The sequence below is a fragment of the Polaromonas sp. CG_9.11 genome, from assembly GCF_015752225.1.
Taxonomy (GTDB): domain Bacteria; phylum Pseudomonadota; class Gammaproteobacteria; order Burkholderiales; family Burkholderiaceae_C; genus Polaromonas.
Map to the genome: position 1 here is coordinate 80,631 of NZ_JADOVE010000018.1, position 19,770 is coordinate 100,400.

Consider the following 19,770-nt stretch of genomic DNA (forward strand, 5'->3'; position numbering starts at 1 on the left):
CTTCAATTCTCATGGAGAGCTTCATGCTGCTCACGAAAAAATCACCCGGCCTTTCTGGCTTGACACCGCACCGTGCGGGTTCACCGCGCTTTGTGCAAAGCCTGACGCGCGGCCTGTCCCACGCTCTGCCCACCATGGACCGACGTTCGTTCTTGCGGCGGTCGGGCCTCGGCGTTGGCGTAGGGCTGGCGGCGACCCAGCTTTCGCTGGTTAAAAAAGCCAGCGCAGCGGCTCCCGGCGAACCGGGCGGCAATTCCAAAATTGAAGTCAAGCGCACTATCTGCTCGCATTGCTCAGTCGGTTGCGCAGTGGATGCCGTCGTTGAAAACGGCGTCTGGGTGCGGCAGGAAGCTGTATTCGATTCGCCCATCAATCTGGGTGCGCACTGCGCCAAGGGTGCCGCGCTGCGCGAGCACGGTCATGGGGAATACCGCCTGCGCTACCCAATGAAGCTGGTCAACGGCAAGTACGAACGCATCAGCTGGGACACGGCCCTCAATGAAATCACTGCACGCATGCTGGCGCTGCGCAAGGAAAGTGGCCCGGACTCCTTGTATGTGATTGGATCTTCCAAGCACAACAATGAGCAGTCGTATTTGCTGCGCAAGTGGATGAGTTTCTGGGGAAGCAATAACTGCGACCATCAAGCCCGCATCTGCCACTCGACCACGGTGGCCGGCGTTGCCAACACCTGGGGCTACGGAGCCATGACCAATTCATACAACGACATGCAAAACAGCAAGTGCGCGTTGTACATTGGCTCGAATGCCGCCGAAGCCCATCCGGTCAGCATGCTGCACATGCTGCATGCCAAGGAAACCGGCTGCAAGATGATCGTGGTCGACCCGCGCTTCACGCGAACGGCGGCCAAAGCTGACGAGTACATCCGCATTCGCTCCGGTTCGGACATTCCTTTCGTGTTCGGCATGCTTCATCACATCTTTAAAAACGGCTGGGAAGACACGAAGTACATCAATGATCGCGTCTATGGAATGGACAAGATCAGGGAAGAAGTGCTGGCCAAGTGGACCCCCGACAAGGTGGAAGAGGCTTGCGGTGTCCCCGAAGCTCAGGTTTTCAAGGCCGCCCAGATGATGGCCATGAACCGGCCCAGTACGGTCGTCTGGTGCATGGGGCAGACACAGCACACCACCGGCAATGCCATCGTTCGCGCATCGTGCATCCTGCAACTGGCGCTTGGCAACGTCGGCAAGTCCGGTGGCGGTACGAATATTTTCCGGGGCCATGACAATGTTCAGGGCGCCACCGATGTCGGACCCAATCCCGACTCGCTGCCCGGTTACTACGGTCTGGCTGAAGGTTCGTGGAAGCATTTCGCCAAGGTGTGGGGTGTGGACTTCGACTGGATCAAGGCCAAGTACGCTTCACCCGCCATGATGGGAAAGCCGGGCATCACCGTGTCCCGCTGGATTGACGGTGTGCTGGAGAAAAACGAATTCATCGACCAGGATTCCAACCTGCGCGGCGTCTTCTACTGGGGCCACGCGCCGAACTCGCAGACTCGCGGCTTGGAGATGAAGCGGGCGATGGACAAGCTCGACCTGCTGGTGGTGGTGGATCCGTACCCGTCGGCCACCGCCGCGATGGCCGCCATGCCGGGCAAGGCCGAAGACCTGAACCCGAACCGCGCCGTCTACCTGCTCCCGGCCGCCACACAGTTTGAAACCAGCGGCTCCTGCACCGCCTCGAACCGCTCGGTGCAGTGGCGCGAGAAGGTCATCGAGCCGTTGTGGGAAAGCCGCAGCGACCACATGATCATGCAGCAGTTCGCCGACCGCTTGGGCTTTGGCAAGGAGTTGTCGAAAAACTTCAAGATGCAGCAAGTCAAGGGCATGGATGAACCCGTGCCCGAGGACATCCTGCGTGAGATCAATAGGTCCTGCTGGACCATCGGTTACACCGGTCAGAGCCCCGAACGCCTGAAGGCGCACATGCGCAGCATGCACCTGTTTGACGTCAAGACGCTCAAGTCCAAGGGCGGCAAGGACAAGCAATCGGGTTATGACACCACGGGTGATTATTTCGGTCTGCCGTGGCCGTGCTGGGGCACGCCAGAGATGAAACATCCCGGCTCACCCAATCTGTACGACACTTCCAAGCATGTCATGGACGGCGGCGGCAACTTCCGCGCCAACTTCGGCGTCGAGCGCGAAGGCAAGACGCTGCTTGCCGAAGACGGCTCGCATTCGCTGGGCGCCGACATCACTACCGGCTACCCCGAATTTGACCATTTGCTGATGAAAAAGCTCGGATGGTGGGCTGAACTGAGCGAGCCTGAAAAAGCGGCGGCAGAAGGCAAGAACTGGAAGACCGACTCGTCGGGTGGCATCATCCGCGTGGTCATGAAAAACCATGGCTGCTATCCCTTTGGCAATGCCAAGGCCCGGGCCGTGGTGTGGAACTTCCCTGATGCGATTCCGCAGCACCGGGAACCGCTTTATGGCACCCGGCCTGACTTGGCGGCCAAGTACCCGACGCATGATGACAAGAAGACCTTCTGGCGCCTGCCGACACTGTACAAAACCCTGCAGGACAAGAACATCGCCGACAAGGTGCATGAGAAATTTCCGCTGATCATGACGTCGGGTCGGCTGGTCGAATACGAAGGCGGCGGCGAGGAAACCCGTTCCAACCCCTGGCTGGCCGAGTTACAGCAGGAAATGTTCATCGAGATCAACCCTAAGGTGGCGGCCGAAAAAGGCATCCGCAATGGTGAACGCGCCTGGGTCAGCACGCCAACCGGTGCACGCCTCAATGTGCAGGCGCTGGTTACTGAGCGCGTCGGTCCTGACACTGTGTTCATGCCCTTCCATTTCTCGGGACGCTGGCAGGGCGCCGACATGCTGGCCTACTACCCCACAGGCGCTGCGCCGGTGGTGCGCGGAGAGGCCATCAACACCGGAACGACCTATGGCTACGACAGTGTGACGATGATGCAGGAATCAAAAACGACGGTCTGCAACGTCGAAAGAGCATGAACGCAGTCCTCACGCTTCCCACTTTGGGCGGTTCGCTGCCCCCTGAGGGCGCCACTGCACCTGCGGCCTGGCAAAGCCGGTTCTGCGGCCACTGCTGGGCCGGAGCGGTCGCCCCGAAGATGGCTTTGTCGCTTCGCACCCTATTTATGATGACTTTTCAGGATTCACCATGGCACGCATGAAATTTGTCTGTGACGCGGAGCGCTGCATTGAATGCAACGGTTGTGTCACCGCCTGCAAAAACGAAAACGAAGTTCCGTGGGGCGTGAACCGCCGCCGCGTGGTGACGCTCAATGACGGCGTTCCCGGCGAAAAATCCATTTCGGTGGCCTGCATGCACTGCAGCGACGCGCCCTGCATGGCCGTTTGCCCGGTCAACTGCTTTTACCGTACCGACGAAGGCGTGGTGCTGCACGACAAGGATATCTGCATCGGCTGCGGCTACTGCTCTTATGCCTGCCCGTTCGGCGCACCGCAGTTTCCATCCACTGGCACCTTTGGCGTGCGCGGCAAGATGGATAAATGTACTTTTTGTGCTGGCGGCCCCGAGGTCAACGGCAGCCAGGCTGAATTTGAGAAGTATGGTCGTAACCGTCTGGCAGAAGGCAAGTTGCCCGCCTGCGCCGAGATGTGCTCGACCAAGGCCTTGCTGGCCGGCGATGGTGATGTGGTGGCCGACATTTTTCGCAACCGCGTCGTGCAACGCGGCAAGGGCGCCGAAGTATGGGGCTGGGGAACGGCCTACGGTTCGAAACAGGCTGGCCAGCCGCCAGCAGGAGCGAAATCATGAAACGACTTGTCCTGCTGATTCCGGTTTTGGCTGCCTTGGCGGGCTTGTCCGCATGCGGCGATAAACCGCAGACCATGGGTGGCAACAAAGGCCATGTGGCCGCGTTCGAGGGCGCGAAAAACAAGTTTGTCGCGCCGGGCTGGAATCCAGGTGACAAAAACAGCTGGGAGCAGGGGCTGAAAGCCCGCCTGCAGAACACCCAGAACGAGTACTCCAAGACCAACTGATCGGAGGCCCTATGAAACATGCGCAATTAGCTATGATTTTAATAGCAATTGGCTTGGCTGGATCGGTTGCTGCGCAGGCCCCGGCGCCTGCCGCTACTGTGCCCGCCATGGAGGCGCAAGCGCCTGCCACCACCCAGGCTGCGCCGAGCGCACCGGCTGCCATGGGTGGTATCCAGAGCCAGAACATTTTCGAGGTCAAGCCTGACGCCAGCGAACTTCCGGGTTATGCCAGCCAGACCAATGGCGAGCGCGCCAAGGTCCAGCCCGGCAACAATGCCCCCATGTGGCGCCAGGTCGGTGCGGGTGTCACGGGCTACAGTAGCCTGCCCAAAAGCCAGGCACCGGAAGCCGGCAACCTGATTCAACCCTTCGTGCAATATCCCGGTTCACGCCTGACCAACGCCGGTGATGCATGGCGCCAGGTACGCAATAACTGGCTGATTCCTTATGGCGGCGCGCTGCTGGTGATCGTGGTGCTGGCCATTGCGCTCTTTTATTTCAGCAAGGGTTCGATCAAGAACCACACGCCGGACAATGGAAAAAAGATTGAGCGTTTCACGCCTTTTGAACGCGCAGCACACTGGTCAAACGCGATAGCTTTTTCCATTCTGGCCATCTCGGGCTTGGTGATGGCATTTGGCAAATTCTTCATGTTGCCGGTCATGGGGGGTACGCTGTATGGCTGGCTGACCTATGTACTGAAAAACATGCATAACTTTGCCGGTCCACTTTTTGCCGTGTCGCTGGTGATTGTGTTTTTTACATTTTTGCGCGACAACTGGCCGGAAAAGGGCGACTTGAACTGGTTGCGAAAAGGTGGCGGCCTGTTTTCAGGCAACGAGCCTGCATCCAATCGCTTCAACGCTGGCGAGAAAGTTGTTTTCTGGGGCGGCGTGTTTTTCCTGGGCTTGATCGTGGTGTCATCCGGTTTTGTGCTGGACAAAATAGTACCCGGCATGGTGTATGAGCGGGGAACCATGCAGATTGCGCACATGGTCCATGCCGTGGCCACGGTGTTCATGATGGCCATGTTCATGGGGCATATTTATTTGGGCACCATCGGCATGCAGGATGCCTACAAAGCCATGAGAACCGGTTATGTGGACGAAGCCTGGGCCAAAGACCACCATGAATACTGGTATGACGAAGTCAAGGCTGGCCGTATTCCTGCCCAGCGCAGCCAACCCGTGCCACCTGCCAGACCGGCGGTTCAGGCATAAAGACAAGAGCCAAGGATTTCCATGAAAAAATATCTGATCACCAGCCTGATGCTCGGTGCCTGCGCGCTGGCAATGGCCAAACTGCCGGCAGTTTCACCCGAGGCCAAAGCCAAATCCGATGAAATTGCCGGCAAGGCAGCATGGGCTGGAAAAGTCGATGCTTACCAGTTGTGCCAGGCGCAGGACCGGGTGGCAGCCATCTATATGGCTTCCGCCAAGACTGCCGGCAAGGAAACAAAACCGGCGACGGCTACGCCGCCCTGTGCCGATCCGGGCACTTATACCTACGTACCGATTGAAAAGCCCAAGCCTATTGAGGCGTCAGGCGCCCATTCGCCAGCCACCACGGCTGCCAGCCCGCCCAGCAGCAAAGTGCCTGATGCCGTCCTGAATCCGGCCAAAAAGCCCTGATTTTTGTTTCCTTTTGTCCTGAAAGGCCGGGCCGCAAGGTGCCGGCCTTTTTTACGGTAATCTTTTTTCCATGACACTTCCCTATCTGACGCAAGCCTGGGCACCGCTGACCAGCGAAATCGACGCGGTCAACGAATTTGGCGAGCTGCAAAAAGTCTCGATTCCCGCCGAGCGGGCGCTGACGGTCTATGTAGACAAGCGCGAACTGGTCACGCTTATGACCTTGGGTGCCAACCCCGAACTGCTGGTGCTGGGCTACCTGCGAAACCAGCGCCTGGTGCGGGACGTGGCCGACATCGAGTCGATCACGGTCGATTGGGACGTGGGTGCCGCCGCCGTCAAGACGCGCCACGGCATCAAGGATATCGAGGAAAAAACCGCCCACCGGGTGGTGACCACCGGGTGCGGGCAGGGCAGCGTGTTTGGCGGCCTGATGGACGAGGTGGACCAGATTGCACTGCCTGCCGGCGCCTGCATCACCCAAGGCCAGCTGTACAGTTTGGTGAACACTATCCGGCTCAAGGAAACTACCTACAAGTCGGCTGGCTCGGTGCATGCCTGCGCCCTGTTTTCAACTGCCTCCGGGGAATCCGACATGCTGCTGTTTGTCGAGGATGTGGGGCGGCACAACGCCATCGACACCATTGCTGGCTGGATGTGGTGTATGGCCCCCACGCTCCCCGCTTCGCGTGGTTCGCTGCCCCCCGAGGGGGCTGCTGCGCCTGCAGTCCGGCAAAGCCGGTCCTGCGGCCCTGGCTTGGTTGGAGAGTCAGAGCCCTGCGCAACTCCCGAAGCGTCGTTAAATGTCGACCCTGCATCCGGATTACTCCCTCTCCCACTGGGAGAGGGCAGGGGTGAGGGCTCCCCGGCGTCAAGCACGCAGAGCCTGGTCTTCTACACCACCGGCCGGCTGACCAGTGAAATGGTCATCAAGTCGGCGCAGATGGGCGTGCCGGTGGTGGTGTCGCGCAGCGGCATCACGCAGATGGGCCACCAGGTGGCGCAAGCGGTAGGCTTGTGCGCGATTGGCCGGGCGACCAATAAGCGGTTTCTTTGCTACACCCATGCCGAACGGCTCAGGCTGGAGCCTGACTTGCTGGCGGCACATCCCGCATCATCCGGTGCTGAATGAGCCGGGTCGGCTGTGCAAGTAGATACCCTTATTTGATAGCTGCCAGTGCAGGCGGAGCATGCGCGAAAGACTGATTGGCCTTATCAAAACAGCCGGAAGTGCACGGCGGTGCCAGCTTGGCGGCAAAGACGCATATTCCTGCTCATCAAATCTTAATCGCGCATCCCTTACCGGTTCTGCGCTAAGGTCACGCCATGAACACTCTTTTTCTCAAGCTCGGTTGGAAAACCTTGCTGCGCGACCTGCGGGCGGGCGAATTGCGGCTGTTGATGGTGGCGGTCACGCTGGCCGTGGCGTCCCTCACGGCGGTGGGTTTTTTTGCTGACCGGCTCAATGGCGGGTTACAGCGCGATGCCCTGCAGTTGCTGGGCGGCGATGCCGTGGTGCGCAGTGATGGCCCGGTTCCGTCGGTTTTTATTGAAAAAGCCAAGGAGCTTGACCTGAACGCCATTTCCACCGTCACCTTTCCGACCATGGCCCGGGCCGCGGACGAGGACGGCGGCGCCAGCAAGCTGGTGGCGTTCAAGGCCGTTCCCGAAGGCTACCCTTTGCGCGGCAGCATGAAGGTGGCCGCCAGCCTCGACGAAACCACGGCTCGGCCGACCCGTGACATTCCCGCGCCGGGCACCGCCTGGGCCGATGCAGCGCTGCTCGATGCGCTGGGCCTGAAGCCCGGCCAGTCGCTGCTGATGGGCGATGCCCGTTTCACTGTCACCCACGTGATCGTCCAGGAGCCCGACCGGGGCGCCGGCTTCATGAGCTTTTCGCCGCGGGTCATGATCAACCAGGCGGATGTCGCTGCCACGGGCCTGATCCAGCCGGCCAGCCGCACCAATTACCGGTTTGCGGTCGCGGGCAATGACGCGCAAGCCGTCAAGTCCTATGTTCGCTGGGCAACCGATGCGCTGAAGATGCCGGGCGCCGAAACGACGCTGCGCGGTGCCCGTCTCGAATCGCTGGACAGCGGCAGCCCGCAGATGCAGCAGACGCTGGAGCGGGCCGAGAAATTCCTGAACCTGGTGGCGCTGCTGGCTGCGCTGCTCAGCGCCGTGGCCGTCGCCATCGTGGCGCGCAGCTTTGCCGCCAAGCACCTGGACGATTGCGCCATGCTGCGTGTGCTGGGGCAGCCGCAGCGAACGATGGCGCTGGCCTACACCTTTGAATTCGTGCTGGCCGGCCTGGTGGCCAGTGCGCTCGGCGTGGCGCTGGGCTTTGCGGTGCATCACGTGTTCGTGCTGCTGCTGGCCGGGCTGGTCAGCGCCAGCCTGCCGGCCGCCACTTTATGGCCGGTGGCTTTCGGCATGGGCATGGGGCTGACGCTCCTGCTGGCGTTTGGCCTGCCGCCGGTGCTGCAGCTGGCCCAGGTGCCACCGCTGCGGGTGATTCGCCGCGATGTCGGCAACCTCAAGCCGGTGTCGATGCTGGTGCTGGGCGTGGGCATTCTGGGGTTTGCCGCCCTGCTGATGGCCGCCAGCAGCGACCTCAAGCTCGGCTTGATCGCCGTCGGCGGCTTTGCCGGCGCAGTGCTGTTGTTTGCCGCTGCCAGTTATCTCGCGGTCAGGCTGCTGCGCGCCAGCGTCAACGAATCCAGGGCGCCGCGCTGGCTGGTGCTGGCCACGCGCCAGCTGTCGGCCCGGCCGATTTATGCGGTGGTGCAGACCAGCGCCCTGGCCATTGGCCTGCTGGCGCTGATGTTGCTGGTGCTGCTGCGCACCGACCTCATCAGCAGCTGGCGCCAGGCGACGCCGCCGGATGCGCCAAATCGTTTTGTCATCAATGTCCAGCCCGACCAGGGCCAAGCCTTCCAGCAGGCATTGAAAGATGGCGGCGTGACCAAGTTTGACTGGTACCCGATGATTCGCGGCCGGTTGGTGGCGATCAACGGCATGGACATCACGCCCGGGAATTTTGAGGACGACCGCGCCAAGCGCCTGGTGGACCGCGAGTTCAACCTGTCGAACAGCGCGGAAAAGCCGGTACACAACCAGGTGGTGGCCGGCCGCTGGACACCCGATGAAGCAGGCGCCATCAGTGTGGAGGAAGGTCTGGCCAACACCCTGGGCCTCAAACTCGGCGACAGCCTGCGATTTGACATTGCCGGCCAGACCAGCGAAGCCAAGATCACCAGCCTGCGCAAGGTGGACTGGGGCTCGATGCACGTGAACTTTTTTGTCATGTACCCGGTGGCCAAGCTGGCCGCCGAGGTGCCGGTGACCTTCATCAGCGCCTTTCGTGCCCCCGAACCCGCCATCCCGGTGGCCGACGGGCAAGCCCGGACGCAAAGTTTTGACAACACCCTGGTGCGCGCCTTTCCCAACATCACCAATGTGGACATGAGCAACACGCTGGCGCAGGTGCAGCGGGTGCTGGACCAGGTGATCCGGGCGGTCGAGTTTCTGTTCGGCTTCACATTGGCGGCCGGACTGGTGGTGCTGTTTGCCGCGATCACCGCTACCCGAGAGGAACGCGCCCGCGAATTTGCCATCATGCGTGCCGTGGGCGCCCGGGCGTCGCTGCTGCGGCAGGTGCAACGCGCCGAACTGGCCGGCGTCGGCCTGCTGGCCGGTTTCCTGGCGTCGATGGTGGCGCTGGTGGTCGGCTGGGGCCTGGCGCGCTATGTGTTCGATTTCAACTGGACTGGTTCCTGGACCGTGCCGGTGTTTGGCAGCCTGGCGGGTGCAGCCCTGGCGCTGGCCGCTGGCTGGTGGGGGCTGCGCGCCGTGCTGAAAACCCCGGTGGTGGAAACGCTGCGCAAAGCCCAGTAAAAGCCAGCTGCGCGGCGTCGTCATTCCCGCGAAGGCGGGAATCCAGTCCTGCTGTCTGTTCTCCATCCCCGGATTCGCAGCTTTGCGGCAAGGGCGGCTGGCGGGTTCATAAAATCCTCTGCATGCACACTGAAGAAAAACCCGCTGAAACGCCGCCCCCTGAAACCCCTTTTGCCTGGATCGGTGGCGAAGAATGCGTCAAGGCGCTGGTCGAACGTTTCTACGACCTGATGGACCTGGAGCCTGTTTACATTACCTTGCGTGCCGCGCACGGCAGCACGCTGGATAACGCCCGCGAGCGCCTGTTCTGGTTCCTGTGCGGCTGGCTGGGCGGGCCGCAATACTACAGCGAGCGCTTTGGCCACCCGCGCCTGCGCCAGCGCCACCTGCCGCAGCATACCGGCGGCGGCAGCATCGGCATCCGGGAGCGTGACCAGTGGCTGGCCTGCATGGACCAGGCCATACAGGAAACCGGCGTGGAGGACGCCCTGCGCACACGGCTCAATGCGTCGTTTTTCCAGACAGCCGACTGGATGCGCAACCGGGGCGAGTGACGCCCGACGGTGTCGGCCCGACGCCAGCCTGTTGATCAGGCGCCGGCCATGCCGGCCTGCGTCAGCGGCGGCGTATCCTGCTTGAACATTGAGGCCAGCTGCTTGCGCAGCTCCGGTGTGTCGGTGCGACCCTGCACGGCGACGGCATGCTGCACGGCGGCCTCAAGCAGTTCCTTGTCGCTGGCAGCTGACAGCGCGACGCTACAGTTCATGGCGCTGGGGAATTCCCGGCAATCGATGTATTGGCGTGACATGATGGCTTCTTTCAGTGCTGTGTTGCCTCAACCAGGTCCAACGGCGTCTGGGCGGTCCACCGGACCTGTCATCTTCCCCCGCAACCGGGCTCGCACCGGCATGAAGGACTTCCAGTGCTGAAATGCAGGATTGCACAGGAAGTGCCCATCACGACATGCCGAACTCGCCAGAAAATATTGTCAATCTGCCGCCATGCGCAGGCACCAGCGCGCGCAGCGTGCTGATTCCATTTCTAAATCATTCCGAGATCAGGCGCGAAGCCGCAGACAGTGCCTTAGCACCGCAAGGCCACGCAACGACATATCGGCATGATTTGGAAATGGAATAAAAACCTGGAGCGCATTCATCTGAAGATGGGCGTGAAAGCGCACAAGGCGGCGGTGATGCGCGCCCTGGCAGCCCGCGGTCTGTGACCCATTCGAAAGATCGACAATTTATGGAGGAAAATTGACGCTTGCGCTTTAAGCACTTGCACCGACAGCTATTGAATAAGTAGCATTTTCGGTTTCAGGCGTCACCCCGTCACCCCTGCGCCAGAAGCACTACCAGCGCCCCGGCGCCGCCATGGGCCGGGCGGGCCTGAACGAAGGCCAGCACTTCCTGTTTCTGGACCAGCCAGCTTTGCACCCGGCCCTTGAGTACCGGCGCCTTGCCCGGCGAGCCCAGGCCCTTGCCATGCACCACGCGAACACAGCGCAGGCCGGCCTTGTTGGCTTCGCGAATGAAGAGGCCCAGCGCATTGCGCGCATCCTCGCGCCGAAAACCATGCAGGTCGAGCTGGCGCTGGATGCTCCAGTTGCCCCGGCGCAGCTTGCGGACCACATCGGCACCGATGCCGGGGCGCCGAAAGCTCAGGGCTTCGTCGGTGTCGAGCAGACTTTCCACATCGAATCCGTCTGAAAGGGCTTCCTGCATCACGGCCAGCTCGTCGCGCTGGCGCTGCTCGGCCACCGGTGCCGGCCGCGCCCGCTCCAGGTTGGCCTTGTGGCCCGGCCGGTGTTGCGCTGCCAAGGCCATGACGCGCCCGACGGCGCGCGAAAACAACTCTTTTTCAGCCCGGGCCAGCGCTGCGGCAGCGTGAACCTCGGCCTGGCGCTGCGCTTCCTGGCGGGCGCGCAGTTCCAGTTCGCGGCGAACCGGCATGAGGTCTTTGAGATCCCGGATCAGCAGGCGTTTCTGTCGTGGGGGTGTGGGCGCAAACATGGTGGCGGTGGGAATGGCTGTGCTGATATGTCGAAAGTCCCCATCCTAAAGCAGTCCCCGTTCGGCCATCGAGACCGACTGGGAAGCCGTCACCACGAAATGGTCGAGCACCCGGACATCGACCAGTGCCAGCGCGGTTTTCAGGGTCTGGGTCAGCATCTCGTCCGCCCGCGACGGCTCGGCCGCGCCGCTCGGGTGGTTGTGCGCCAGCACCACGCTGGCGGCATTCAGCGCCAGCGCCCGGATCACCACCTCGCGCGGGTACACGCTGGTTTGCGTCAGGGTGCCGCGAAACAGTTCCTCCAGGGCAATCAACCGGTTCTGGCTGTTCAGGAACAGCACCGCGAAAATCTCGTGCGGCCGGCTGCCCAGTTGCAGCTGAAGGTAGTCGCGCACGGCCTGCGGTGTGCTGAACAACGCTTTTTCCTTGAGTTCCTCGGCCAGTGCGCGCCGCGCCAGTTCCAGCACCGCGACGATCTCGGCGCGCTTGGCCGGCCCCAATCCCTTGATGCACTTGAGCGCCTCGGGTCCGGTGTGCAGCAGCCCGGCCACACCGCCAAAGTTGTCGAGCAACTCCTGGCCCATCTGCAGCGCGTTCTTGCCAGGCAGGCCGGTGCGCAGCAGCAGTGCCAGCAATTCGGCATCGCTGAGTGCCGCAGGGCCGCGCGCCAGCAGTTTTTCGCGCGGACGGGCGTCTGCGGGCAGGTCTTTGAGGAGCATGGATCAGGCCGTTTTGGAGGAAGTGCAAGCAAAAGTAAGTGAAGTATGCCGCAGTGCAGGGTGATCCATGGCCGTGAACCCTGCTGGAAAAGCATGAAAAGGCATGCCGGCCAGCCCGCGCGCGCCGGGCTTTCTACAATAGGGCCAGTTCAGTCCCTGTTGCTGGCCGACCCTGGCTGGCCCGAAAGTCTTATGTCCAATTTGCAACCCCCAACTGTGTCCACTGCGCCTCTCGTGGTCGAGCCGGGCTCCTTCCTGACGCTGCATTACCGAATGGCGGCACCGGGCGGCGCGAGCATCATCAACACCTTCGAGGGCAAACCGGCCACGCTCAGCCTGGGCAACGGCCAGTTGTCGCCCGCCATCGAGCATCGCCTGCTCGGGATGCCAGAGGGCACACGCACCACGTTTCAACTGGCCGCCGGCGAGGCTTTTGGCGAGCGCAACCCCGAGCTGGTGCAATGGGTGGCGCGCAAGCTGCTCAATGAATTGGGCGACCTGGATGAGCGCTACAGCGTGGGCGATGTCGTGCAGTTCCCCACGCCCGACGGCATGGGCCAGTACGCTGGCGCGGTCCAGCAGGTCAAGGAAGACGGGACTGCCGTGCAGTTTGACTTCAACCATCCGCTGGCCGGCCAGCCGGTGGAGTTTGAAGTCCACGTGATCGGCGTGCTGTGAAAAATACCCTTACGCCTGTCGCTTGGCCTGCTGTTCCGTCCCCCGAGGGCGCTGTGGAGCCCACTGGCGGCATGTCGGCGAAACCCGCCCCGCAGCTTGAAGAAATCCTGTTGGCCGAGCCGCGCGGCTTTTGCGCCGGGGTGGACCGCGCGATCGAGATCGTCGAGCGGGCGCTGAGCAAGTTCGGCGCCCCCATTTACGTTCGCCATGAGATCGTGCACAACACCTACGTGGTGAACGACCTGAAGGTCAAGGGCGCGATTTTCATTGAAGAACTGTCCGACGTGCCGCCTGGGGCCACGCTGGTGTTCAGCGCCCATGGTGTCAGCCGGGCGGTGCAGGAAGAAGCGAAGGCGCGCGGTTTCCAGATTTTCGACGCCACCTGCCCACTGGTCACCAAGGTGCATGTCGAGGTCGCCAAGCTCAACAAGGAAGGCTACGAGTTCATCATGATCGGCCACAAGGGCCACCCCGAGGTCGAAGGCACCATGGGCCAGCTCGACAGCGGCATACACCTGGTCGAGGACGTGGCCGACGTGGCGCGCATTTCGCCGCTGCAGACCGAGCGCCTGGCCGTCGTCACGCAGACCACGCTGAGCGTGGACGACGCGGCCGAGATCAGCGCGGCCATCGTGGCGCGGTTTCCGCAGGTGCGCAAGCCCAAGCAGCAGGACATCTGCTACGCCACGCAAAACCGGCAGGACGCCGTCAAGCTGCTCAGTCCGCAGGTTGACATCGTGATCGTGGTCGGCAGCCCGACCAGCTCAAACAGCAACCGCCTGCGCGAACTGGCCGCCAAGCTGGGCACCGAGGCCTACATGGTCGATGACGCCAGCGAATTGCAGGAAGCCTGGTTTGACGGCAAGAGCCGCGTCGGCCTGACAGCGGGCGCGTCTGCACCGGAGATTCTGGTCAAACAGGTGATTGACCGCATCAAGGCACTCGGGGCCGTGTCGATCCGCAAGATGGACGGGGTTGAGGAAACCATCAAGTTTCCGCTGCCCAAGGGGCTCAAGCTGGATGCACAGGGGCATCAACTGGAACTCGGCGGCAGCCAGCTCCACCAGTTGAATTGAGCGCCGATGGTCATTGATTGCTATCAAATAGAGAGCTGTAAGCGTATATTCGACGGGCGCTATAGCCATTTTATTCATAAAACTCCGCTGTGGAGGCTGCCCGGCAGGGCGCTGGGCGTGGACTGCGCCGAAGTCTGGCTCAAGCTGGAGCACTTGCAGACCGGCGGCAGCTTCAAGGCGCGCGGCATGCTCAATCGCCTGCTGTCCCAGCCGATTCCGCCCAGCGGCGTGATCGTGGCATCGGGCGGCAACGCGGGCATTGCCACGGCGGCTGCAGCCCGTGAACTGGGCGTGCCCTGCGAAGTGTTCGTTCCCGACATCTCCAGCCCGGCCAAGCGCGCCCGGCTGGACGGGTTGGGCGCGCGCGTGGTGGTCGGCGGGGCGGCCTATGCCGATGCGCTGCGGGCCTGCCTGACACGCCAAGCGGAAACCGGCGCCTTGCTGACCCATGCCTATGACCAGCCCGAAGTGCTGGTCGGCGCCGGCACCATGGCGCTGGAAATCGAACAGCAGGGCGGCCTGCCGGATTCGGTGCTGGTCAGTGTTGGCGGCGGCGGCCTGATTGGCGGCGTGGCCAGCTGGTTCGGGCAGCGCAGCCGCGTGGTGGCGCTGGAACCCGAACGGGCCCCCAGCCTGTTCCGGGCGCGTGCAGCTGGCCAGCCGGTGGATGTCGAGATCGGCGGCATTGCGGCCGATTCGCTGGGCGCACGGCGCATTGGCAACCTGGCCTGGGACATCACGCAGGCGCAGGTGAACGATGCGCTGTTGCTAACCGATGAGTCCATCCGGGCGGCGCAGCTGTGGCTGTGGCAGGAACTCAAGCTGGCCGTCGAACCCGCCGCCGCCTTGCCGCTGGCCGCGCTGCACAGCCGGCGCTATGTTCCGCGTGCGGACGAAAATGTCTGCCTGGTCATTTGCGGCGCCAATGTCGATCCGGCCAGTCTGAACTGAAGCTGCCACCCCATTCCTGGCCATTGCGGCACAAAATACAATCGACCCCATGCTAGACATCAACCTGCTCCGTAAAGACCTGCCCTCGGCCATCGCCCGCCTGGAAACCCGCAAGCATCCGCAAACTTTCCTTAACGTCGAGGCCTTCCAGACGCTCGAGGCCGAACGCAAGGCCGTACAGATCAGGACCGAGGAACTGCAAGGCCAGCGCGGAACCTTGTCCAAACAGATTGGCCAGCTCAAGTCCAGGGGCGAAGACGCCAGTGCCGTGATGGCCAGGGTCACCGCATCCAAGGCCGAACTCGAAACCTCTGCAGCCCGGCTGGACCAGATTCAGGTCGAGATGCAGGCACTGCTGCTGGCCGTTCCCAATCTGCCGCACGACAGCGTGCCGCAGGGCATTGGCGAGGCGGGCAATGTCGAGGTGCGCAAGTGGAGCCCGTTCGAAAGCCTGGGCGGCGAACCCGCCGCATTGAGTTTTGAGCCCAAGGACCATGTCGATGTTGGCCAGCCGCTGGGGCTCGACTTCGAATCGGGCACCAAGCTGACCGGCTCGCGCTTTACCGTGATGAAAGGCCCGCTGGCGCGACTGCACCGTGCCCTGTCGCAGTTCATGCTCGACGTGCAGACGGCCGAGCACGGCTACACCGAATGCTACGTGCCCTATATCGTCAACAGCGATTCGCTGCGCGGCACCGGCCAGTTGCCCAAGTTCGAGGAAGACCTGTTTGCGGCCAAAAAAGGCGGCCAGGAAGGCCAGGCCGAGAATGCCGCGCTGTACCTGATCCCGACGTCCGAGGTGCCGCTGACCAATCTGGTGCGCGACGAAATCTTGCAGGAAACGCAATTGCCGGTGATGTTCACCGCCCATACGCCGTGTTTTCGCTCAGAGGCTGGCAGCTACGGGCGCGACACGCGCGGCATGATCCGCCAGCACCAGTTCGACAAGGTCGAGATGGTGCAGATCGTCCATCCCGAGAAAAGCTACGAAGCGCTGGAAGCCATGACCGGCCATGCGGAGGCCATTCTGCAAAAGCTCGGCCTGCCGTACCGTGTCATGCTGCTGTGCACCGGCGACATGGGGTTTGGCGCGACCAAGACCTATGACCTGGAAGTGTGGCTGCCCGCGCAGAGCACCTACCGCGAGATCAGTTCGGTGTCCAACTGCGAAGCTTTTCAGGCGCGCCGCCTGCAAACCCGGTTCAAGAACGCGCAAGGCAAGAACGAATTCGTGCATACGCTGAATGGCTCCGGGCTTGCCGTCGGCCGCACGCTGGTGGCGGTGCTGGAAAATTACCAGCGTGCCGACGGCGGCGTCGATATTCCGGCGGTGCTTCAGCCCTACATGGGCGGCATGGCGACTCTTTCCGCACCTGCGGCCTGAGGCAAGCCAAAAACGGCCATCCAGCCTGCTAGAATTGCGCCCACCACACACTGGAGAGGTGGCAGAGTGGCCGAATGTACCTGACTCGAAATCAGGCGTACCGTAAGGTACCGTGGGTTCGAATCCCACCCTCTCCTCCAGAACAAGACCCTAAGCGATTGACTCACTTAGGGTTTTTTTTCGGAGTTTTTGTCCCTCATGCCGTCCACCGCAGCAGCGAGCGGTTTAACGCACGGAAATGGGCGAATTCTCTGCTTTTCGTGCCTGATGCCTGGCAGCGCAGCGCCGGCCAGCCATTGAAGAACAGCCATTACCGTTTGTCTCTCAGGCGAACGTGGTCAATTTTTTTAATGGATGAGGTCGCCCGCGCCCAGGTGAACCAATGAATCCTGGGTTGCGGTGGATGACGCAGCGCATTCGCCTTTTGCTGTCTGTTTTTAGATGGCCCACCTGCACCATTCCATCCATTTGGCAAAAAGCGCTGACCACATGCAGCGCCGTGTTCTGTCCCCCGCGCTGACCGCGCAGCGTCTTGCCATCCAGCGTCATGGCCCCTTGCACCAGGTTGACGATGCCGGCAATCCAGGCGCGTGAGCAACACTTGAAGACTGCGGCATCGAGCAGGCTGAACAACACGTTCAAACGTGTCGTGCGAAGGCGTGCCCTTGGCCAGCACCAAGCGCTTGGGCAGCCACGCTTGATGGGCCGTCGCCCATTCGGTCACATCCACCCAGTTGCCGCAGCCGCACAGTACAGCACTCGGCGCCATCATGATCATCCCGCTCAGATCGTGGTACCGGGCTGGTCCCGTACACGGGTCTGGCAGTGCTTCAAATGTTTCCCGCAGTTTCATCTGAAAGTTCACAAAAATGCCAAAGGGAGGGAATTTGCTTCGTGCTGCGAGCGCATAACATGTATTGAGCCCGCGAACAAATCAGCGCAACAGCACTCGTTCGCGCTCACCCCGATGGGCGGTCACACCTCAAAATTCCAACTGCGATTGTCTTGGTATACCGTGCACGAGCCCAGCGGGTTCTCGCGGAAGCTGCGATAGTCTCGGACTTCACTAGCGCGCATTACTGACGAGGAAACCCATGATCAAGCTTTACTACCACCCCTCACCCAACCCTGCCAAGGTCGCCCTGTTTCTGGAAGAAGCGGGTCTGCCTTATGAACTGGTTCCAGTGGACACCCGCAAGGGCGAGCAGCACGCGCCGGCGTTCACCGCCATCAACCCGAATGCCAAAACCCCCGCGTTGGTCGACGGTGACGCGGTTGTCTTTGACAGCACGGCCATCTTGCTCTATCTCGCCGAGAAGACGGGTTCTTTTTTACCTGAGAACACGCCCGCTCAGCGCGCTCAGATGCTCTCGTGGCTGATGTTCGTTGCCACCGGCATCGGCCCTTATTCCGGCCAGGCCGTGCACTTCAAACATTTCGCACCCGAACCCAAGGCCTACGCAGTGAACCGATACGACTTCGAGGCGCAGCGCCACTGGGTCCTGATTGACGCGCAACTCGCCACACGCCGCTACATGCTGGGCAACACCTACACCATCGTCGACATGGCCGTGTGGGGCTGGGCACGCGCCGTGCCTTTCATCCTGGGGGCCGACGCTTGGGCAAGTCTGCCGAACGTCAAGCGGCTGCTCGACGAGATCAACGCCCGCCCGGCAGCGCAACGGGCCGAAGCCCTGAAGACCCAACACGCGTTCAAGGCCGAGATGGACGACGAGGCCCGCAAGGTGATGTTCCCGCAGAACGCCCGTCTCACCGCGTAAGGCCTGGGAGAACCGACATGATCGACCTGCATTACTGGACCACCCCGAACGGCCACAAGATCACCCTGTTGCTCGAGGAAACCGGGTTGCCGTATCGCATTGTGCCGGTGCACATCGGCAAGGGCGAGCAGTTCCAGCCCGAGTTTCTGCGCATCGCGCCGAACAACCGCATCCCGGCAATCGTCGACCACGCCCCGGCCGATGATGGCGAGCCGATCTCGCTCTTCGAGTCGGGGGCCATCCTGCTCTACCTGGCCGACAAGACTGGGCAGTTCATCCCGCAGGACCTGCGCGGGCGCAACCTGGCGCTGCAATGGCTGTTCTGGCAGATGGGCGGACTGGGGCCGATGGCGGGACAGAACCACCACTTCACGCAGTACGCACCCGAGCCCATCCCCTACGCCGTTGAGCGCTATGTCAAGGAAACGGCGCGTCTGTACGCGGTGCTGAACAGGCAACTGGCTGACGGGCGCGAGTACATCGCTGGCGGCTACTCGATTGCCGACATGGCCTGCTACCCCTGGATCGTCCCGCATGAACGGCAGCGCCAGCGCCTGCAGGACTTCCCGCACCTGGCAGTCTGGTTCGAACGCGTGCGCCAGCGCCCGGCGACCGTTCGGGCCTACGCACGGGCACAAGAGGTCAACAGCGCACCGGTCGTCGATGAGGCCTCCAAACGCATCCTGTTCGGTCAGAACGCGGCCACTGTGCAATGAGTGCGACCGTGCAGCGTCCCTACCGGTCAGCCCTGATCGTCGGCGCCGGCCCAGGGCTTGGCGCCAGCTTGGCGCGGGCGTTCATGCAAGATGCCGGCATGCACGTGGTCATGGCCGCGCGCCAGCTCGACAAGCTGCAGCCGGTGGCCGACGCGCTGGGCGCAGTGGCCCTGCGCTGCGACGCCACCGACCCCGCCGATGTCAAGGCACTGTTTGACCAGGCCAGCGAGCGGCTGGGTTCGGCGCCCGATGTGGTGGTCTACAACGCAAGCCGTCGGGTTCGCGGGCCGTTCGTCGATGTCGATGCCAGCGACGTGGCGCAGGCCGTGGCCGTCACCGCCCACGGGGCTTTCCTGGTGGCGCAGCAGGCGGCCCGTCGCATGCTCGCGCAGGGGCACGGAGCGTTGCTGTTCACCGGGGCTTCGGCCAGCACCAAAGGCTACCCACTGTCGGCCGCTTTCGCGATGGGCAAGTTCGCCCTTCGTGGCCTGGCCCAGAGCCTGGCGCGCGAGCTCCATCCGCAGGGCATCCATGTGGGCCATGTCGTCATCGACGGGTCGATCCGGCCCCCGTCTGACGACATGGCCGCCACGCCAGGAACGGCGGACGCGCAACTTGACCCGGACGCCATCGCACAGACTTACCTGCATCTGCTGGCACAGCCTCGCAATGCCTGGACCTGGGAAATCGAAGTCAGGCCGTGGGTCGAGAAATTCTGATGGCCTCACGATCTCGATGCTTCCCGAGGCGAGCCGAAAGGTAATGTGTTGGTTGACGCGTCCGGGACCCGTGAACTTCCCGGTTGGCACCCGGCGCAGGGAGATGGCTGTGCGCCCTTGCATGCGCAGCGTGGGGGACGCTGATGACAACGCCAGGCTTGAAGCGCTAATTTGCTCCCTTGGAGTGTG

Annotated in this window: 19 protein-coding genes, 1 tRNA gene and 1 pseudogene; 16 read left to right on the forward strand and 5 right to left on the reverse strand. The window is 62.4% G+C overall.

Features of this window, described 5'->3' with window-relative positions; translation table 11 throughout:
- The first annotated feature begins 23 nt into the window (after window positions 1–23).
- The 8 genes from IWX85_RS15125 to IWX85_RS15160 all read left to right on the forward strand — a co-directional run bounded on the left by IWX85_RS15125 (window position 24) and on the right by IWX85_RS15160 (window position 10,098).
- Entirely contained in the window at window positions 24–2,999 is a 2,976-nt protein-coding gene (locus IWX85_RS15125) for a formate dehydrogenase subunit alpha (RefSeq protein ID WP_196870279.1), read from the forward strand.
- A 169-nt stretch (window positions 3,000–3,168) separates the two neighbouring features.
- The gene (gene fdh3B, locus IWX85_RS15130; RefSeq protein WP_029525759.1) at window positions 3,169–3,789 is read left to right on the forward strand and encodes a formate dehydrogenase FDH3 subunit beta; all 621 of its coding nucleotides are present in this window, start codon (window positions 3,169–3,171) and stop codon (window positions 3,787–3,789) included.
- Entirely contained in the window at window positions 3,786–4,016 is a 231-nt protein-coding gene (locus tag IWX85_RS15135) for a hypothetical protein (protein ID WP_051984075.1), read from the forward strand. The genes fdh3B and IWX85_RS15135 overlap by 4 nt, the downstream gene beginning before the upstream one ends.
- Window positions 4,017–4,027: 11 nt before the next feature.
- Window positions 4,028–5,236: a formate dehydrogenase subunit gamma gene (locus IWX85_RS15140; RefSeq protein ID WP_036805512.1), complete on the forward strand. Its 1,209-nt coding sequence runs from the start codon at window positions 4,028–4,030 to the stop codon at window positions 5,234–5,236.
- A gap of 21 nt (window positions 5,237–5,257) precedes the next feature.
- The gene (locus IWX85_RS15145; RefSeq protein ID WP_196870280.1) at window positions 5,258–5,647 is read left to right on the forward strand and encodes a hypothetical protein; all 390 of its coding nucleotides are present in this window, start codon (window positions 5,258–5,260) and stop codon (window positions 5,645–5,647) included.
- A 70-nt stretch (window positions 5,648–5,717) separates the two neighbouring features.
- On the forward strand, window positions 5,718–6,779 hold the full coding sequence (locus IWX85_RS15150; protein ID WP_231379810.1) for a formate dehydrogenase accessory sulfurtransferase FdhD: 1,062 nt from the start codon (window positions 5,718–5,720) through the stop codon (window positions 6,777–6,779).
- 194 nt (window positions 6,780–6,973) lie between these two features.
- Window positions 6,974–9,544, forward strand: coding sequence for an ABC transporter permease (locus tag IWX85_RS15155; RefSeq protein WP_196870281.1), 2,571 nt, complete (start codon window positions 6,974–6,976; stop codon window positions 9,542–9,544).
- A gap of 122 nt (window positions 9,545–9,666) precedes the next feature.
- Window positions 9,667–10,098, forward strand: a complete 432-nt coding sequence (locus tag IWX85_RS15160) for a group II truncated hemoglobin (RefSeq protein WP_196870282.1) — start codon at window positions 9,667–9,669, stop codon at window positions 10,096–10,098.
- 35 nt (window positions 10,099–10,133) lie between these two features.
- Here the strand turns inward: IWX85_RS15160 and IWX85_RS15165 are convergent, their stop codons facing one another.
- From IWX85_RS15165 to radC, 3 genes are all read right to left on the reverse strand, one after another.
- Window positions 10,134–10,352, reverse strand: coding sequence for a DUF1059 domain-containing protein (locus IWX85_RS15165; protein WP_036805499.1), 219 nt, complete (start codon window positions 10,350–10,352; stop codon window positions 10,134–10,136).
- A gap of 523 nt (window positions 10,353–10,875) precedes the next feature.
- Complete coding sequence (locus IWX85_RS15170) at window positions 10,876–11,556, reverse strand: Smr/MutS family protein (RefSeq protein ID WP_051984074.1); 681 nt, start codon at window positions 11,554–11,556, stop codon at window positions 10,876–10,878.
- 45 nt (window positions 11,557–11,601) lie between these two features.
- A complete protein-coding gene (gene radC, locus IWX85_RS15175) occupies window positions 11,602–12,276 on the reverse strand; it encodes a DNA repair protein RadC (protein ID WP_036805482.1) in 675 nt (224 codons plus the stop codon).
- 192 nt (window positions 12,277–12,468) lie between these two features.
- Here radC and IWX85_RS15180 point away from each other — a divergent pair, with 192 nt between their 5' ends.
- The 5 genes from IWX85_RS15180 (at window position 12,469) to IWX85_RS15200 (ending at window position 16,505) form a co-directional block, all read left to right on the forward strand.
- Entirely contained in the window at window positions 12,469–12,954 is a 486-nt protein-coding gene (locus IWX85_RS15180) for a peptidylprolyl isomerase (RefSeq protein WP_196870283.1), read from the forward strand.
- Window positions 12,955–13,025: 71 nt separating this feature from the next.
- Entirely contained in the window at window positions 13,026–14,030 is a 1,005-nt protein-coding gene (gene ispH, locus IWX85_RS15185; RefSeq protein WP_036805480.1) for a 4-hydroxy-3-methylbut-2-enyl diphosphate reductase, read from the forward strand.
- A 6-nt stretch (window positions 14,031–14,036) separates the two neighbouring features.
- On the forward strand, window positions 14,037–14,981 hold the full coding sequence (locus IWX85_RS15190; protein ID WP_196870284.1) for a threonine/serine dehydratase: 945 nt from the start codon (window positions 14,037–14,039) through the stop codon (window positions 14,979–14,981).
- 49 nt (window positions 14,982–15,030) lie between these two features.
- Window positions 15,031–16,365 carry a serine--tRNA ligase gene (gene serS, locus IWX85_RS15195; RefSeq protein WP_196870285.1) on the forward strand — a complete coding sequence of 445 codons (1,335 nt, stop codon included), beginning with the start codon at window positions 15,031–15,033 and terminating at the stop codon, window positions 16,363–16,365.
- A 52-nt stretch (window positions 16,366–16,417) separates the two neighbouring features.
- Window positions 16,418–16,505, forward strand: a tRNA-Ser gene (locus IWX85_RS15200).
- 184 nt (window positions 16,506–16,689) lie between these two features.
- On the opposite strand, the gene IWX85_RS20490 is transcribed toward IWX85_RS15200, so the two are convergent.
- Window positions 16,690–16,998 (reverse strand): hypothetical protein, encoded by a 309-nt coding sequence (locus IWX85_RS20490; protein ID WP_231379815.1) that lies wholly within the window; start codon window positions 16,996–16,998, stop codon window positions 16,690–16,692.
- Between the two features lie 31 nt (window positions 16,999–17,029).
- A pseudogene (locus IWX85_RS20495) lies at window positions 17,030–17,218 on the reverse strand (transposase family protein); the annotation flags it as partial.
- 241 nt (window positions 17,219–17,459) lie between these two features.
- Between IWX85_RS20495 and IWX85_RS15210 the strand changes: the two are divergent.
- From IWX85_RS15210 to IWX85_RS15220, 3 genes are read left to right on the forward strand one after another with little or no spacing between them, the layout of a single operon-like run.
- The gene (locus IWX85_RS15210; RefSeq protein ID WP_036805460.1) at window positions 17,460–18,146 is read left to right on the forward strand and encodes a glutathione S-transferase family protein; all 687 of its coding nucleotides are present in this window, start codon (window positions 17,460–17,462) and stop codon (window positions 18,144–18,146) included.
- Window positions 18,147–18,163: 17 nt separating this feature from the next.
- Window positions 18,164–18,862, forward strand: a complete 699-nt coding sequence (locus tag IWX85_RS15215) for a glutathione S-transferase N-terminal domain-containing protein (protein WP_196870287.1) — start codon at window positions 18,164–18,166, stop codon at window positions 18,860–18,862.
- An 8-nt stretch (window positions 18,863–18,870) separates the two neighbouring features.
- Window positions 18,871–19,581: an SDR family NAD(P)-dependent oxidoreductase gene (locus tag IWX85_RS15220; protein WP_370584304.1), complete on the forward strand. Its 711-nt coding sequence runs from the start codon at window positions 18,871–18,873 to the stop codon at window positions 19,579–19,581.
- The last annotated feature ends 189 nt before the right edge of the window (window positions 19,582–19,770 follow it).